Raw genomic sequence first — 15,734 nt, 5'->3', positions numbered from 1 at the left:
AAAAGTAGAATCTACTTTATTAATCACAGGTAAATCACATAAATTAATAACAAACATTAACATGTAAAAATACACATCAACCGAGAGTCTACATGCCTATGTCTGTAGGAAGATATTGGAGGTGAAGTTTTCGACAAAAAAATAGCACTATCAATCATACAAAATCAGCGCCCCGCATTTCGTGCTGTGTTGAGCAACTTTAGGTCGCTGCTAAAGTTCAACGAAATAACAACCTTAGCAAAATGCAGTTCGGCACAACTAAACAACAACGAGTTTTTTACTTTTGGGCTACAGTTTGCAGGGTTTTACATAACCTATATTTATGAATACTGGTAGGCGTAGCCACTAGTGGTGGCTTTAATAGCCCCCTCCTCGTGTAGCACAAGGTTCAGCATTTTATCCTTGTTGTACACCATGCTGCCATGGTAGTAGCGGACGGTGCCGTCAGGTTGGCTACCGCCAGCATCGCCCTGGTGGCATCGTAGGTGTAACTTATGCCTTGGCCGGCCTTGCTCACGCTCTTGGGTAGGTTCAGCATCGCCCCAAGATGCGTCGAACGCTGTTGCGTATTTACTACTGTGCGACAACAAAGCAACCTCCCATCATAAGATTTCCAAAAAAACATCACTAAACAGCTTAACATTTTCCCCAACCAGCTGTTTTGACTGGCAAAACTGGAAGCATACTCGTCTGAGAGAATTATAGTATCATGACACAAGTATCAAGTATCACGAGGCTAACGCCAGCTGTATTTAATGGTCTATACAAAATTTACGTCCCATTTCGTGATACATGTATCGTGTGTCGTGATACAATAGATGATGAGATGCTACAAAACTAACAGTAACGCTATGTCACTAATATTTGAGAACTACAATCCGGCTGAAGACAAGCTTTTTCAGATCATGGATAATACCGGGGGGATCATCAACCCCACCGAAATGCCCGACATCAGCGATGCGCTTGCGGTAAAAGCGTACAAGGACATGCTCTTCTCGCGCATCGCCGATGCCATGGCCGTTTCGTTCCAGAGGCAGGGGCGCATGTACACCTACCCCTCCAACTACGGACAGGAGGCCATTGCGGTAGCCGCCGGGATGGCCATGCGCGAGGACGACTGGATGGTTCCGGCCTTCCGCGAGCTGGCCGCCTGGCTGGCCAAGGGCGCAACGCTCAAGGAGATCTTCCTGTACTACATGGGCAACGAGGAGGGTAGCGCCTTTAAGAATGCGAAACACCTGCTCCCCTTCAGCGTCCCCATCAGCTCGCAGTTCCCGCATGCGGTGGGCATCGGGTACGCCATCAACCAGCAGAAGAAGGACGAGGTGGTATTCGCCTTTGTTGGCGATGGGGGCACCTCCGAGGGCGACTTCAGCGAGGCGCTAAACTTTGCCGCCGTATGGAAGGTTCCGGTTGTCTTCATCGTGCAGAATAACCAGTACGCCATCTCGGTCCCCATCAGGAAGCAGACCAAGTCGAGGAACATTGCCGTTAAGGCGATGGCCTTCGGGATGCCCGGCATCAAGGTCGATGGCAACGACATCTTTGCCATGTACGCGGCCGTCAAGCATGCCGCCGATTACGCCAGAGCCAAGAATGGCCCGGTGCTCATCGAGGGCTTCACCTACCGCAGGGGCGCCCACACCACCTCCGACGATCCCACCAAGTATCGAACCAAGGAGGAGGAGCAGGAGTGGGATGCCAAAGATCCGCTTAAAAGATTAAGGTACTACTTAGATAGCAAAGGGCTGTGGACCGAGGATGAGGAGAAGCTCACCGAGCAGTACAAGCAGGAGGTGGAGCGCCAGTTCGAGGAGGCCGAGAAGACCCCTCCGCATACGCTGGACGATGTGTTTAGGTACACCCACTACGAGATGCCCGACGAGCTAAGGCGCCAAAAGGACGAATACGAAAAATACTTACTATGGAAGGAGGGACGAAAATGAGCGTAATGACAATGGTGCAGGCCATCAACAATGCGATGGATATTAAGCTAGCCGAGGATGACAACGTGGTTATCTACGGCGAGGATGTTGGCTACGAAGGAGGCGTCTTCAGGGTTACCGAAGGGCTACAGCAAAAGTATGGCGAGAATAGGGTATTCGACTCGCCGCTGGCCGAATCGGCCATCGTAGGAACAGCCGTAGGCATGGCTATCGCCGGACTCCGTCCTGTGGTAGAGCTACAGTTCGACGGATTCACCTACCCCGCCTTCAACCAGATTGTGTCGCACGCCGCACGCATGCACAACCGCACCCGAGGAAAGTTTAAGACCCCAATGGTGATCCGATTCCCCTACGGCGGCGGCATCAACGCGCTGGAGCACCACTCCGAGAGTCCCGAGGCAACCTACGGGCACATTCCCGGGCTTAAGGTGGTAATCCCCTCCACCCCGCACGATGCAAAAGGGCTGCTGATCTCAGCCATCGAGAGCGACGACACCATCATATTCATGGAGCCCAAGCGCATCTACCGCGCCATCAAGCAGGAGGTCTCCAACGAGAAGTTCTCCATCCCCATCGGCAAGGCAAAAGTGGTAACTCCCGGAACCGACATCACCGTGGTGGCCTACGGCGCCATGATTCGTGAGGTGCAAAAGGCAATGGTGATGGCCAAGGAGGCCGGCATATCGGTAGAGCTCATCGACCTGAGAACCATCTACCCAATCGACAGGGAGACCATCGCGCAGTCGATACAAAAGACTGGACGCGTGCTAACGGTGGCCGAATCGCCCACCAGCTTTGGCGTAGGTGCCGAGATTACGGCCATAGCCAACGAGGAGGCGTTCCTCTACCTCGAGGCTCCTCCCAAAAGGGTTAACGGGTTCGATACCATAATCCCATTGGCCAAAGGCGAGCACTTCTACATGCAAACGCCCGAGAAGATTTTCTACGAGATTGAACGAACAGTAAGATTTTAACCACTTACGCTATGAGGTACATATTTAATTTTCCAGATATAGGCGAAGGCTTAGACGAAGGCATCATTGCCGAATGGCATGTTGCCAAGGGCCAACAGGTAAAATCGGGCGATCCGCTAGTGCTGATGGAAACCGACAAGGTTGTAACCGACATCCCATCGCCCAAGAGTGGCACCATTGTTGCCATCTACGGCAAGGTTGGCGAAACTATTCACGTGGGCAGCCCTTTAGTAGAAATAGAGATTGAAGGTGTTGCCGGCGAAGAGGCGGTAGCCGAGGCTGCGAAGAAAGACTTCGTAGAACCTTCGGAAGAGCCCATTGAGGAGGGCTCCTTCGGAGTTGTAGGCACCATAGAGGTTGCCGGGAACAAGGCTTTCCTACCCGCCAGCGAAGAGGGAGTTGCAGAGGCGCCATCTCCCGAGAAACTGCAAAGAAAGGCGCTTGCCACACCCGTTGCGCGTGCCATGGCTAAAGAGCTCAACGTTGATATCAACAACATTAAAGGAACTGGTCCCGGAGGAAGGATTACCAAGCAGGACATCCAGCAGTACGTTAACGGAGCGGGGAGACCTGCCGTCCAGCGTGCCGAATCACCCCATGTTGAAGATCAGGTAACCTACGAGCCGCTCACCCAAATCAGAAAGACCATCGCAAAGACTATGGCGCTTTCGATGCAGAATGCCGTACACATGTCGGTGCACGAGGAGGTGGAGATCAGCGAGCTGATGCGCATACGGGAGAAGTACAAGGTGGTGCTTGCCGAACGAAACATCAAACTAACCTATCTAGCCTTTATCGTTAAGGCCACGGCCCTAGCGCTAAAGCAGCATCCTGCGCTTAACTCGCAACTCGACTTGGACAACAGCCGAATGATCCACAAGCACTACTACAACATTGGTATTGCCGTTGATACCGCCGAAGGGCTCGTTGTTCCCGTTATTAGGAATGCGGATAAACTGTCGATTGCCGAGATTGCAACGCAGATTGCAGCCTTCAGCGAAAAGGCGAAGGAGCGCAAGCTTACCCTCGACGACCTGAAGGATGGCACCTTCACCATCACCAACTATGGTGCTATCGGTGGAATCTATGGGAATCCGGTAATCAACTACCCTCAGGCAGGCATTCTAGGTGTAGGCAGACTGCTCAAGAAGCCTATTGTTAAGGGCGATCAAATAGACATCGGAAACATACTTCCACTATCGCTTGCCGTCGACCACCGAATTGTTGATGGTGGCGAGACGACTCGCTTCCTGCTTCGCATCATGCGCTACCTCGAAGATCCAATCGCCATGGAGTTCGAGTAGGATATCAACATTAAAAAGATTGTGTTTATGGAATACGACGTAATCATCATAGGCGCTGGTCCTGCCGGCTACGTAGCCGCAATCAGAGCCGCACAGGTGGGGTTGAAAACCGCCATCATCGAAAAGAAATACATCGGCGGGATGTGCCTAAACTGGGGCTGCATACCCTCCAAGTCCATCATCGAAAGCGCGAAGCTGTTCAACAGGATGAAGAACAGTGCAGAGTTTGGCATCGAAGGTGTTGATCCAAAAGCGCTGACGTTTCGCTGGGATAAGGTGAAGGCTCGCTCGCAGAAGATCACCCGGAAGCTTACCTCGGGCATCGGCTTCCTGCTCAAAAAGAATGGAGTCGACGTTATTATGGGCGAAGCCAAAATCACAGGCAGCGGCTCGGTGGTGGTGGATAACCGGAGCATCACCGCCAAGAGCATCATCATTGCAACTGGCTCCTACCCTGCCCCGCTTAGCGATAAGCTCAGCAACTCCCCGGTGGTTCATCTCGAGAGGATTTTCGAACTCAAGGAGATCCCCGAAAACATTGTTGTTTACGGCAAGGGCATCATGTCGATAGAGATGGCGCAGTTCTTCCAGCTAATCGGGAAATCGGTTGCCGTTGTTTCGGAGGATAGCGAGTTCTTCCCCGGCATCGACGAGTACCTGCAAACCTTCATCACCCGAAAACTTAAGGCCGATGGCATTCCTTTCGTGGTGGGCGATCCCGTCGAAAAGTACGAGGATGGCTACCTGTACGTGAAGGATAAAAAGATTGCCTGCGATGCGCTTGTCAACAGCAGCTTCCGCAACGCCATCATCCCCGAAAGCCAACCTGCGCTATCGCTCGACGAGCAGGGCTTTATTGCCGTCAACGACCGCTTCGAGACCAGCATCCCGGGTGTTTATGCCATTGGCGATGTTAACGGAAAGAGTTTCTTGGCGCACATCGCCTCGGCACAAGGGCTGTGGCTGGTTAACCATCTGAAGGGTATCCATACGGAGTTTGCCATCCATAAGTACCCGCTAAACTTCTACACCGTTCCGGAGATTGCGCAGATTGGGCTAACCGAGCAGCAGATTAAGGACGATGGCATCGAGTACAAGGTGAGCGAGTTCCCACTAACCGCCAACGGCAAGGCTCTAATAGAAGGCAACACCGAAGGGTTCATCCGCATGCTTTCCGACAAGAAGTACGGCGAAGTGCTCGGCGTACAGATTGTAGCCGAACACGCCACCGACATGATTGCCGAGGCATCGGCCTACCTACAGATGGAGGGCACCGTTTACGATGTGGCGCAAACCATCCACGCCCACCCTTCGGTGTCGGAAATTTTTATGGAGGCCGGATTCGAGGCGGTGGATAAGGCGATACATAAGTAAAAAAGACCTCACCTTTAAAACGTGAAATCTTTTACAGGGATAGACACCGTGATAGCACTGTTGTTTAATAGATGCAAGCATATTCCCTCCTTTGGAGGGGCAAGGGGTGGGTAAAGCAGCCACCCCTTGCCTAAAACATTTTTATTTGAAGAGAATGAATAAATCAAGCATCTCCAACTTTGGACGAGTTCTAAACCCACTCCTACCCCTCCCAAGGAGGGGATAAAACCGCCCAACATAACGCCATAAGATTTTAGTTTATCATCCATGATCCCCATTCACCAATACAACCTCCCCGACATCTCCATCCTCGAAAGTACCGGGGATGCCTACCACATCTGGCATCCGCAGGATACCCATATTGTTTTAGGAGCAGGCAACAAGCCGGAGGAATCGCTCATCGAGGAGCACGTGCTGTCCGACCAAATCGCCGTGCATAAGCGCCCATCGGGCGGGCAGACGGTGGTGCTCACCCCCAAGACGCTTGTGGTGTCCGTGCTCCTTCATCAAAATCCCACCGCCAACCCTTTGGAGGCATTCAAGAAGATCAACACCGCTATAGCCAGCGCCCTCACGCGCGTTGGCGTCGAAAACTTGGCGCATAAGGGCATCTCCGACATCACCATCGAGGATCGAAAGATTCTGGGATCATCCATCTACCGAAGCAAGGACAGGCTCTTCTACCACGGCGTGCTCAACGTTGCAGAGCCCAGCACCACCTTCGAGCGCTACCTGAAGCACCCGCCCAAGGAGCCCGACTACCGCAGGGGAAGACCCCACGGCGACTTCGTTACATCAATTGCAAACAACAAGAACGATATTGATATTCGCGACATCGAGCGGTCGCTTCACGATGCCATGCGGGAACTGATGGAAAGCTTATCAAACCCCAAAAAAGAGGGGGCTCCCAACTACTAGAGCCCCCTTTGCTATGGTAGCGTATTAATTTGCTACTCACCAAATGACATTCGAAGCATCTTATGCCCTATTCCCTGCGAGTCATTATACGTATCAATGCTGTACGACACCAGTTGGGCAAGGTTATAGTATTCATCATCCACCCGGAGAAACCTACCGTCAATGCTAAAATCATCGTACACCCACCAGCCAGGAACAACATTGTTTTTTGGTGCACACCATATAGCCACCTTCTCTACTTGCTCCTCTTTCAGCACACGCTGCAGCTCCTTGGATACGACGTCTGACGAAAGCTGTACCTCATCCTTTTTACACGAGACAAAGGCCGCTGTAGCCATCAAAAAAAGCATCCATAAAACACATCTTACCCTCATACGATATCAGAATTTATATTAAACAATCACTGTACCCTAATGTACAACCTCATCCAGCACTCCTTTCCGCTGGCCTCGTTGCTGTAGAGAAGCTGGTATTTTACAAGTTGGCTTAGGTTGTAGTAGCTATTGTCTACCCTAACAAACTCACCCTTAACCTCAAAATCTCGGCTATAGGTCACGTACATCACATCAGTGCTAACGCTTGCATCCAGAACGGCAAGCTTAACAACGCCTTCTTTTTCAATTACCGAGTTCACCTTGTTGGCAACCGACTGCCCTTGGGTAAGCTCATCTTTATCACATGAGTACGGTAACGCTAAGGAGATAAGCGCTACCAGGTAGACAAAAATCTTTTTCATAAATTATACGGTTTGATGTTAATTTACTGCTAAGATATGCAATTCTGGCTCCATTGCACTTCGCATATAAAATAAACGCCTGTAAGGTGCCTTATATTTTGCCGAGCAAACTCATGAATTGGGTCAATTCCCACCAAGTTCGAGTTTTCCGTTGGTTGCAAGCAAGACAGCATTCTCCAACCAAGGCACCTAGGAGCATTTGACCATTCGAAACAATTACTTTCACATGTCAACCAACAAGACCGATATTGATATTAGCGACATCGAGAGGTCGCTGCACGATGCCATGCGGGGGCTGGTAGAGTAAGGTCCCTACTAAACGCAACCATTATCACGTTACGTGATTTTACATGCTCAAGGCTAACAACTCAAGGTAAAGCCTGCAAATCACACGGGTCTTTCTACTAATCACACGGCATATATCAACATACACAAGACACTTAACCATATACGCACAGATCATAACCACAAACTAACGGTACTTACTCATAATCGCACGAATACTATTAATAAACTCACGGTACATAAACCTAACCGCACGGTTATCATTCACAAACTCACGTCACTTAACCAAAACCTCACGTATCTATCATCAAAACAAACGGTTTTTACCATCAATCACACGGCAAACATTTGCATTGTGGAGCCAGACATACCCAAAGCGGCTCGAAGAAGATAAAAATCCACCTTCAACCAAGTTAACTTAAGCCCATGAACATATCCTTAAAAAACTTGTAGTTAATAGTAGCACCACAACAGCTGCCCTACCCGATTGCCCAAGCGGCACGCTGCTAGGGTGCCTGCCGCGATTGGTGTTGCTAAAATCTTCTCGAGATGAACAATATTAAGATGAAAAAGGTGCTGATTTCGTTGGATTATAATCCAACCGCCGAAAAGGTTGCCGAAACAGGCTACGCGCTCGCCAAAGAAATGGGCGCTGAAGTTTACCTCATCCACGTAATCTCCAACATGGAGTACTACACCTCCACCGTATACTCGCCCATTATGGGGTATGGCGACTTCGGCAACGTGGGCCTGTCAACGGTGTACACCGCCGAGGACCTGAAGGCCGAAACCCAGAAGTACCTCAACAAGTCGAAGGACCACCTCAGCGACGACACGATCCAAACCATCGTGGTCGAGGGCGATTCGGCCGATGCCATACTCGACGTAGCCGCCGATATCCATGCGGATGTTATTGTGATGGGCTCCCACAGCCGGAGATGGCTCGATAAGATCCTGGTGGGAAGCGTAACCGAACGGGTTTTGCACAAGTCCAAGATTCCGCTCTTCATCGTTCCAACCCGAGGATAACTCACATCGGATAAATAAGGAATCAGAACAAAAAAAGAAAGTCGCCCCGGTGAGGGCGACTTTCTGCTATTTGAATAGTCCCAGACTAGAACATCTTCATTTCATCAAGAACGTTCATTACGTTCTTAACCGCCTTAGCGCTGGTTTCAAGCTGAGCTTGCTCTTCAGCGGTAAGCTTAAGGTCGATGATCTTTTCGATACCGTTCTTGCCAAGTACAACAGGTACGCCAAGGGCGATGCCCTTCATGCCGTACTCGCCGTTAAGCATAGCGCAAACTGGGTAAACCGACTTGGTGTCGCGTACGATAGCCTCTACCATTTGGGCAGCAGCAGTACCAGGAGCATACCAAGCAGAAGTTCCTTGAAGAGCTACGATCTCGCCACCACCGTTTTGGGTGCGCTTGATGATCTCCTGAAGGCGATCTTCAGCGATTAGCTGACGTACTGGAATACCGCAAACTGAGGTATAGCTTGGTAGTGGAACCATGGTGTCACCATGACCACCCAAAAGAAGCGCTTCGATGCCGATAGGCGAAACGTTAAGCTCCGATGCGATGAACGCTTTGTAGCGAGCAGTATCAAGGATACCAGCCATACCGAATACGCGGTTTGATGGAACCTTAGCAGCAAGGAATGCAGCGTAGGTCATAACATCAAGTGGGTTCGATACAACGATGATCTTAGCATCTGGAGAATGCTTAATGATGTTTTCGGTAACTTCCTTAACAATCTTAGCGTTGGTCGAAATTAGGTCGTCGCGGCTCATACCGGGCTTACGAGGAAGACCTGCAGTAATAACTACAACTTCAGAACCTGCAGTTTTGTCGTAGCCTTCTGGACCAACACCAGTAACACGGGTGCTGAATCCTTGGATAGGTGCAGTTTGCCACATATCAAGGGCCTTACCTTGAGCAACGCCTTCACGAACGTCAACCAATACAACCTCGTTGCAAAGATCCTTGCGAGCAATCTCGTGAGCACAAGTTGCGCCCACATTACCAGCACCTACAACTGTAATTTTCATAATTTGAATGTTATTTAATTAAAACCTCTCTTCATTTTCAGATTGTTAGCACGACTTATTGCTAACAAATTCACAGCCCAAATATAGGATAGTATTTCAAATATTATCCCTCTATTTTCAAGTTCAACAGCATGTTTTTAACGTATTAAGCTTTCGTAGTCAGCCTCCAGCTCCCTCCCCTTTTCGAAGTCGTAGAGCGACACACGTCGAAGATCGTAGTAGTACCACCAGAAGTTTTCCAGCGTATTTACGAAGTTAGAGTTGGCGTTATCCTTCTCGGAGAGCGCCGTATTCAGGTCGAGCACCGAAATCTTTCCGGCGATGAAGCGATCCATCGACACCTTGTAGCGTATCTGTGCAATGGTATCCGACTTAGCGGCAATCCGGTACTTCTGCCCCATCATGTTAAAGCGCATAACCTTAACAAAGATATTCTGGTCAAACTCTATCTGCGACTGCTCCGTCTTTCCCTTCACCAAATCGAGGTTGCTCTGCGCCATCTTAATCTTTCCACGCCGCTGCCCCCAGTCGATGATGGGCATCGAAATGGTAACCTGTGCCGTTTGCGACGGCTTTACATTTGCATAGGCCCCCTGCAAATCGATAGAGTTCTGGTTAAACCCTATCGAGGCTCTAAGATTAGCGGTAAATCCTGTTTCCCGCCTATTCTCCTCAAGCCAACGCTCTGCCTCAAGCAGCTGCCGGTTAAAGCTAACGATGTCCGGATTATTCTTTCGAGCATGCTCCAGTACTTTCTCGTACGAGAGCACCATCTCCGGAACCTTCGTTGGAACAACAAGCGCCAACTCCCGCTTATCGCTAATTCCTAAAAATGATCTAAACTTATTCTGCGCATCCTCTAGGTCGACCAACCGCTGGCTGTATGCCGACTCAGCGTTTAGCTTCGAGAGCTCCATCTGCATCACGTCGCTCTCCGAAATAGACCCCAACTTAAAGCGTCCTTTGGATATCTTGTAAAGCGTATCCGCATTCCTCAAGTTCACCTTTGCAATCCGAAGATCCTGCTGCGCAATAACCAAATCGAAGAACTTGCTAATAGCCGAAAGTATAACCGTCTCCCGCTTGTACAGGTAGTTCCTTTTGGCTTCCTCATACTTCAGCGGATCAATTCGCCGTTGCCACTTGAGCCAGTTTACCCCAAAAAGATTCTGCTGGTAAGTAATTCCAATGGGTTGAGCCTTGTAAGTCTTTTGAACTAGCGCTTCGAAGTCATCATTCCGCTCAAGGTTTGATTCTATCGAGAAATTTCCACCTGTTAGCCCTACTTTCTGGTTTATCGAAAGCGTCATGGTCTCGTTAAAGTAGTTCTGGGGGGTATACTTCACGCTCCCATCATTCTGCTGAACAGGCGAGATGGTATTGACATATTTAGGGATGGTTCCACTCAGGTTCAACGAAGGCAGAAAGCTTGCTTTGAAGCTTCTATAGTCCCAGTAGGACGAAAGGAAGCTGCTCTTTGCATTTTTCACATCGTTCGACAGTTCAAGAGCAGCATTGATGTAGTTCTCGAGATCATAGACATGAGAATTTCCGTTCTCCTCCTTCTGCCCGTACAAGCCCTTAACGCAAAGCACAGCTATTGCTAACGTAATAGTAACTCTCCTCATAGTATGAATGCGCCTTTACAGCTGCTTAAGGATAAACGAATCTACCTTTTCAGGACGACTTAAGAATATCTCCTCCCCCTTCTTCAAACCTTTAACAATGGCCACCAACTCACTATTTGATCCACCAAGAGCTACCTCCTGCTTCCGTTTATCCTCGGTATAAACGTAGTGCTTCCCCTGCTCGGCCACAATGGCTTTTTGCGGCAGGTAGAGTACATTGTTTAGCGTCGTTAAGCGAAGATCGTTAATGGAAGACATCATTGGGCGCAGCTCCTGCGACGAGTTATGGATTCGAACCATTACGGTATACAACTTCTTACCATCAACCACGCGTGGAAATCCAGATATTTCCTCTATGCGACCATTAAACGAGGTGTTCTCCAAAAGCGGAATCCTAACCTTTGCATCCTGCATAAGCTTCACCTTTGCAAGATCACCCTCTGGCAGTTCAAACGTAGAGTAGAAAGAAGAGCTATTAGGTATTAATGCTACAGTAAGATCATCGGGGGTAATAATACTCCCCGCCTGGCGCTTATTTCCCGACAAATCGGTATAGTAGGTTACAACACCACTTCGAGGAGCACGGACCACTACTGCACCAAGCAACTTTCTTAACTCAAGAGGCTTTTTAGCCGCATTCTCGGCCTTTGCTTGAAGAGCAACAGCGTTGTCCGCAATCTGCTGCATCTTAAACTTCATGTTTTGGTATGCCTGATCGTAGGCAATTTTAGACTTCTCGAATTCCAGTTTAGACTTTTTCTGTGCTGCTGGAGGATCGTAAAACGATTGCTCCATATTAATCTGACTAATCTCCATGTTAATACGAAGCGTCGAGAGATTATATCGTACATCACGAAGTTGGGCTACTGTATCGGAGAGTGCGCGTTGTGCCTGTCCGCTTAAGTCGGCAGCCTCAAGCTCTGCTGCCTTTATCGCATTCACAATGCTCTCCCTGTCGAGAAGCGCAATAGGCTCCCCTGATCTAACCACCTTACCTTCCGGCACAATCGTTTTAATTCGAACTTGTCCGATTACATCCGATTTAGACCTAAATGCAGTAGAAGCAGCAACCTTAATAAAGTCCTTTGCAACAAGTTCTCCATTAGCAACAATGGTAACATCAACATTTCCCTCCTCTACAGCAACAAGTTTAGGCTTACCTGAACTAAAAACATCTGAAGTAAAAACAAAATAGGCTGCAAATCCAACTACAACAACTAAAACTAAGACTAATAGAAATCCCCTCTTCTTCACTCTACTTTTGGGTTTAGATGGTTAGAAAACCGATTGAAGCCCTACAACCTAACATTTACAGATTGCAAATGCTACGGATGTCGCCAATAATTTGACCGGCAAAAGCATCTGCTTCAGCTACAGTAGGAGCCTCTGAGTAAATACGAATAATTGGTTCTGTATTCGACTTACGCAGGTGTACCCAACGATTATCGATATCAATGCGAACTCCATCAATGTCGTTGATCTGACAATCTGCATACTTTGCCTTCATTTTGAGTAGCACATCATCAACATCTATTGCAGGTGTAAGCTCTATCTTATTTTTTGATATGTGGTAAGATGGATATGTCTTACGAAGTTCCAAACAAGTTTTGCCACTCTTTGCCAGGTGTGTAAGGAAAATAGCAACACCTACAAGAGCATCGCGACCGTAATGACTTTCAGGATAAATAACCCCTCCATTACCTTCTCCACCGATAACAGCACCAACCTCTTTCATCTTTGCCACAACGTTTACCTCACCAACTGCCGATGCTGCATATTCTACACCATGCTTAATGGCAATATCCTTAAGCGCTCTCGACGACGAAAGGTTAGATACAACATTACCCTTGGTAATTGAAAGTAGATAATCGGCAACAGCAACAAGGGTGTACTCCTCTCCAAACATAGATCCATCTTCACAAACAAAAGCAAGACGATCAACATCGGGGTCAACAACAATTCCTAAATCAGCCTTTTCTTTAACAACTAGTTGGGCAATGTCCACTAAGTGTTCAGGAAGTGGTTCGGGGTTATGAGGAAACTGTCCATTAGGCTCGCAGTATAACTTTACCACTTCAACTCCCATTCTCTCGAGCAATTCTGGGATAACGACACCACCTACAGAGTTAACAGCATCAACTACCACTCTTAACTTTGCTTTTTTCACGGCATCAATATCAACTGCTTTAAGAGCAAGAACAGAGTCTATATGCTTTTGGCTAAAAGAGGCTTGTTTTACTACTTTTCCCAAGTCGTCTACCTCTGCAAAGAAGAAAGAATCGCTCTCCGCAATGGACAGAATACGTTTACCATCGGCATCTGAAAGGAATTCTCCCTTACTATTAAGCAACTTCAATGCATTCCACTGCTTAGGATTGTGGCTTGCTGTAAGAATAATTCCACCGTCAGCCTCTTCCATAGTAACGGCAACCTCTACCGTTGGCGTAGTTGCTAAGTCAGCATCAACCACATTTACGCCACAACCCATTAAAGTACCAACTACCAAATTGCTAACCATTGGTCCCGAAATACGTGCATCGCGACCGACAACAACCTTAAGGACATCCTTCTTTGTTGATTCTTTTAACCATTGGGCATACGCAGTAGTAAACTTCACTACATCAATAGGGCTTAAACCACTACCAGGCTTTCCTCCTATTGTACCTCTTATTCCTGAAATAGACTTTATTAATGCCATCGAAAAACGTGTTAGAGTGATAAAAAATTGATGTTAGAGTTTGAACTGGTAAATATAGCAAAGTCATCTTTACCCTATCCCCAACCGTTCACCCTTAACATACCTTAATAGTATATATTTAGAAAAGAAGGTGTACATTTCCCCATGAAAAAAACACTACTTTTGTAGGTAAGGAATTCGCAGAGAATGCGAGAAAAACAATCTTAATTCGCTACCAGAATGGAAAATGAATTTTACGAAGAAAGCCCCGAGAAGTCTACGCGCAGAAGCTTCGACAACGAATCGGGCGAGTCTTTCCAAGAAAAACAAAATGAGAAACCTAAAAGAACCATTTCCGATCCAAACAGAGGAGTATTTGAAAGGAAGGTAGATTTCAACCCAAACAGAGAAAGAAACTTTGACCGCGACGACCGTGGTGGAGATCGTAGTGGTTTCAACCGCGAGCGCAACTTCAACCGTGATGACCGTGGTGGAGATCGTGGTGGATTCAACCGTGAGCGCAGCTTCAACCGCGATGACCGTGGTGGAGATCGTGGTGGTTTCAACCGCGAGCGCAACTTCAACCGCGACGACCGTGGTGGAGATCGTGGTGGTTTCAACCGTGAGCGCAGCTTCAACCGCGATGACCGTGGTGGAGATCGTGGTGGTTTCAACCGTGAGCGCAGCTTCAACCGCGACGACCGTGATGGAGATCGTGGTGGTTTCAACCGTGAGCGCAGTTTCAACCGCGACGACCGTGATGGAGATCGTGGTGGTTTCAACCGTGAGCGCAGCTTCAACCGCGACGACCGTGGTGGAGATCGCGGTGGGTTTAACCGCGAGCGCAGCTTCAACCGCGATGACCGTGGTGGAGATCGCGGAGGTTTTAACCGTGAGCGCAGCTTCAACCGCGACGACCGTGGTGGAGATCGTGGTGGTTTCTACTCCCCATTTGAGAAGAAAAAAAGCTACGGCGGAGATTTCAACGATCGAAATGATAACAGCAATCGCACCCTTCGTCCACGTAAAAGCCGTGGGGAAGAGTTTGATCGTCCAAAAATTGGTGCTGGATTAGGTCCAAAATACGTAGAGGAGCCTATTGATCCAGAAGCAGAAATCCGCTTGAACAAGTATATCGCCAACTCTGGTGTTTGCTCACGTCGTGAAGCCGACAACCACATCACAGCAGGTGAAATTACAGTTAATGGAGAAGTAGTAACAACCCTTGGTACCAAGATTAAGATGGGTGATGAGGTTCAATTTAACGGAACCATCATCAAAGGAGAAAAGAAGGTTTACCTCATTCTCAACAAGCCTAAAGGATATGTTACCTCTGTAGATGATCCCCACGCCGAAAAAACGGTAATGGAGCTTATTAAAGGAGCCTGCAACGAGCGCATTTACCCTGTTGGTCGCCTAGACAAATCGACTACAGGCGTTCTTCTCCTCACCAACGATGGAGAACTTACCAAAACGCTTACTCACCCTACCTATAACAAGAAAAAAATCTACCACGTGTTCCTCGATAAGAGAATAAGCGAGGAAGATATGGAGCGTATTGCTACTGGAGTAGACTTAGACGATGGTGTAGCTTATGCTGATGCCATTAGCTACGTTGACGGCAGCGACAAATCGCAGGTAGGCGTTGAAATTCACTCTGGCAAAAACAGAATTATCCGCCGCTTATTCGACACCATCGGATATAAGGTAATAAAGTTGGATAGAGTTTACTTCGCAGGATTAACCAAGAAGGGACTTCCTAAAGGAAGATGGCGTTTCCTAACTCAACGCGAGGTTGGAATGCTCAAGATGGGATCTTACGAATAGTAAGTTTTCGTC

14 protein-coding genes are annotated in these 15,734 nt (G+C 48.4%); 7 read left to right on the top strand and 7 right to left on the bottom strand.

What is annotated here, in order from left to right; all coding sequences use genetic code 11:
• Positions 1-320: 320 nt before the first annotated feature.
• Positions 321-587 carry a hypothetical protein gene (locus ACHZA1_RS12200; RefSeq protein WP_320052157.1) on the bottom strand — a complete coding sequence of 89 codons (267 nt, stop codon included), beginning with the start codon at positions 585-587 and terminating at the stop codon, positions 321-323.
• A 264-nt stretch (positions 588-851) separates the two neighbouring features.
• Between ACHZA1_RS12200 and pdhA the strand changes: the two genes are divergently transcribed.
• From pdhA to ACHZA1_RS12175, 5 genes are all read left to right on the top strand, one after another.
• Entirely contained in the window at positions 852-1,946 is a 1,095-nt protein-coding gene (gene pdhA, locus ACHZA1_RS12195; RefSeq protein WP_320052156.1) for a pyruvate dehydrogenase (acetyl-transferring) E1 component subunit alpha, read from the top strand.
• Entirely contained in the window at positions 1,925-2,920 is a 996-nt protein-coding gene (locus ACHZA1_RS12190; RefSeq protein WP_320052155.1) for an alpha-ketoacid dehydrogenase subunit beta, read from the top strand. The genes pdhA and ACHZA1_RS12190 overlap by 22 nt, the downstream gene beginning before the upstream one ends.
• Before the next feature lie 11 nt (positions 2,921-2,931).
• The gene (locus ACHZA1_RS12185; RefSeq protein ID WP_320052154.1) at positions 2,932-4,224 is read left to right on the top strand and encodes a dihydrolipoamide acetyltransferase family protein; all 1,293 of its coding nucleotides are present in this window, start codon (positions 2,932-2,934) and stop codon (positions 4,222-4,224) included.
• A gap of 27 nt (positions 4,225-4,251) precedes the next feature.
• A complete protein-coding gene (gene lpdA / locus ACHZA1_RS12180) occupies positions 4,252-5,598 on the top strand; it encodes a dihydrolipoyl dehydrogenase (RefSeq protein WP_320052153.1) in 1,347 nt (448 codons plus the stop codon).
• A gap of 267 nt (positions 5,599-5,865) precedes the next feature.
• Positions 5,866-6,516: a hypothetical protein gene (locus tag ACHZA1_RS12175; protein WP_320052152.1), complete on the top strand. Its 651-nt coding sequence runs from the start codon at positions 5,866-5,868 to the stop codon at positions 6,514-6,516.
• A gap of 32 nt (positions 6,517-6,548) precedes the next feature.
• On the opposite strand, the gene ACHZA1_RS12170 is transcribed toward ACHZA1_RS12175, so the two are convergent.
• Positions 6,549-6,890, bottom strand: coding sequence for a hypothetical protein (locus tag ACHZA1_RS12170; RefSeq protein WP_320052151.1), 342 nt, complete (start codon positions 6,888-6,890; stop codon positions 6,549-6,551).
• A 26-nt stretch (positions 6,891-6,916) separates the two neighbouring features.
• Complete coding sequence (locus tag ACHZA1_RS12165; RefSeq protein WP_320052150.1) at positions 6,917-7,252, bottom strand: hypothetical protein; 336 nt, start codon at positions 7,250-7,252, stop codon at positions 6,917-6,919.
• Between the two features lie 834 nt (positions 7,253-8,086).
• On the opposite strand from ACHZA1_RS12165, the gene ACHZA1_RS12160 reads away from it, so the two are divergent.
• Positions 8,087-8,566, top strand: coding sequence for a universal stress protein (locus tag ACHZA1_RS12160; protein WP_320052149.1), 480 nt, complete (start codon positions 8,087-8,089; stop codon positions 8,564-8,566).
• A gap of 85 nt (positions 8,567-8,651) precedes the next feature.
• On the opposite strand, the gene mdh is transcribed toward ACHZA1_RS12160, so the two are convergent.
• The 4 genes from mdh to glmM form a co-directional block, all read right to left on the bottom strand.
• Complete coding sequence (gene mdh / locus ACHZA1_RS12155; protein WP_394701031.1) at positions 8,652-9,590, bottom strand: malate dehydrogenase; 939 nt, start codon at positions 9,588-9,590, stop codon at positions 8,652-8,654.
• A 137-nt stretch (positions 9,591-9,727) separates the two neighbouring features.
• The gene (locus ACHZA1_RS12150) at positions 9,728-11,218 is read right to left on the bottom strand and encodes a TolC family protein (protein ID WP_320052148.1); all 1,491 of its coding nucleotides are present in this window, start codon (positions 11,216-11,218) and stop codon (positions 9,728-9,730) included.
• 15 nt (positions 11,219-11,233) lie between these two features.
• Positions 11,234-12,472, bottom strand: coding sequence for an efflux RND transporter periplasmic adaptor subunit (locus ACHZA1_RS12145; RefSeq protein ID WP_320052147.1), 1,239 nt, complete (start codon positions 12,470-12,472; stop codon positions 11,234-11,236).
• A gap of 55 nt (positions 12,473-12,527) precedes the next feature.
• A complete protein-coding gene (gene glmM / locus ACHZA1_RS12140) occupies positions 12,528-13,916 on the bottom strand; it encodes a phosphoglucosamine mutase (RefSeq protein WP_320052146.1) in 1,389 nt (462 codons plus the stop codon).
• Between the two features lie 219 nt (positions 13,917-14,135).
• Between glmM and ACHZA1_RS12135 the strand changes: the two genes are divergently transcribed.
• Positions 14,136-15,722: a pseudouridine synthase gene (locus ACHZA1_RS12135; RefSeq protein WP_320052145.1), complete on the top strand. Its 1,587-nt coding sequence runs from the start codon at positions 14,136-14,138 to the stop codon at positions 15,720-15,722.
• Positions 15,723-15,734 lie beyond the last annotated feature (12 nt).

Origin of the sequence: uncultured Acetobacteroides sp. (genome assembly GCF_963667355.2) — a bacterium.
Taxonomy (GTDB): Bacteria; Bacteroidota; Bacteroidia; order Bacteroidales; family ZOR0009; genus Acetobacteroides.
This window is presented reverse-complemented; position numbering and strand designations above follow the sequence as displayed.